The 1103-nt window shown below is 65.5% G+C and carries 1 protein-coding gene; it reads left to right on the top strand.

The annotated features are described in order from the left end of the window. The first annotated feature begins 464 nt into the window (after positions 1–464). Positions 465–1031: an acetolactate synthase small subunit gene (gene ilvN, locus P1U55_RS13570; RefSeq protein WP_301048160.1), complete on the top strand. Its 567-nt coding sequence runs from the start codon at positions 465–467 to the stop codon at positions 1029–1031. The last annotated feature ends 72 nt before the right edge of the window (positions 1032–1103 follow it).

Genomic DNA, 1103 nt, shown 5'->3' with positions numbered 1-1103 from the left:
CGGTGGTGTTTGACTGCCTCGTCGAGAAGCACGAAAACTGCTTCCCGATGATCCCCTCGGGCGAGCCGCACAACAAGATGCTGCTGGGCAACGATTCCGCCACCAACGCCATCCAGGGCAGCGGCGGCGTGATGGTCTGATCCGGGGCCGGGGCGGCCTCCCTCGCCGCCCCACCCCTTGATCTCTTCCCACCCCACATTGAGCAAATCCATGGACATCCGCGCAACCTTTCCCGCTTCACGTCCCCCCGTTACCGCAACGGGGCTGGCGGGCCCGTGCCCCGCTTTGCGCGTCAAAGTCACCCCAATGAAACGGGTCGCAAATAGAGGCGCACCAGCCGCGCAGCACCCGCACCACCGGCTCCATAAACACACCGCCGTTGCCACAGGGGTCACTCCCGCTCCAATCCGCCCCACCCTTCAAGCCACCGGGGCCACCACCCCCACCTCCGAGGAGACGTTAAAATGGCCGCACTAAAGCTCAAAAAGGGATCGTCCAAACACTCCGCCTATGACCTGAAAGACCCCAACGCCGAAGTCATCGAGCGCCACACCCTCGCCGTGCTCGTCGCCAACGAAGCCGGCGTGCTCGCACGGGTCATCGGGTTGTTCTCCGGGCGCGGCTATAACATCGAAAGCCTCACCGTGGCCGAGGTCGATCATCAGGGCCACCTGTCGCGCATCACCATCGTCACCACCGGCACGCCGCAGGTGATCGAGCAGATCAAGGCCCAGCTTGGCCGCATCGTGGTGGTCCATGACGTGCATGACCTCACGGTCGAAGGCCCCTCGGTTGAGCGTGAACTGGCGCTCTTCAAGGTCGAAGGCCGGGGCGACGAGCGGGTCGAGGCGCTGCGCCTTGCCGATGTCTTCCGCGCCAATGTGGTCGATAGCACGCTCTCCAGCTTCACCTTCGAAATCACCGGCCCCTCCGACAAGATAGATGCCTTCGCCGATCTCATGCGCCCCCTCGGCCTGATCGAAACCGCCCGCACCGGCGTCGTCGCCCTGTCGCGCGGCGAAAAAAGCTAAACACCCCCGCCCCACCCTGCGGGACGGCGGGTGGGGCGATGCGGGCGCAGCCCCGCGAGCGTCCCACCCGCC

It is taken from the genome of Vannielia sp. (assembly GCF_029212645.1).
Taxonomy (GTDB): Bacteria; Pseudomonadota; Alphaproteobacteria; order Rhodobacterales; family Rhodobacteraceae; genus Vannielia.
This window is presented reverse-complemented; position numbering and strand designations above follow the sequence as displayed.

Coding starts and splice junctions, on each gene's coding strand:
- ilvN (WP_301048160.1), top strand. CDS start 465: ATGGCCGCACTAAAGCTCAAAAAGGGATCGTCCAAACACTCCGCCTAT.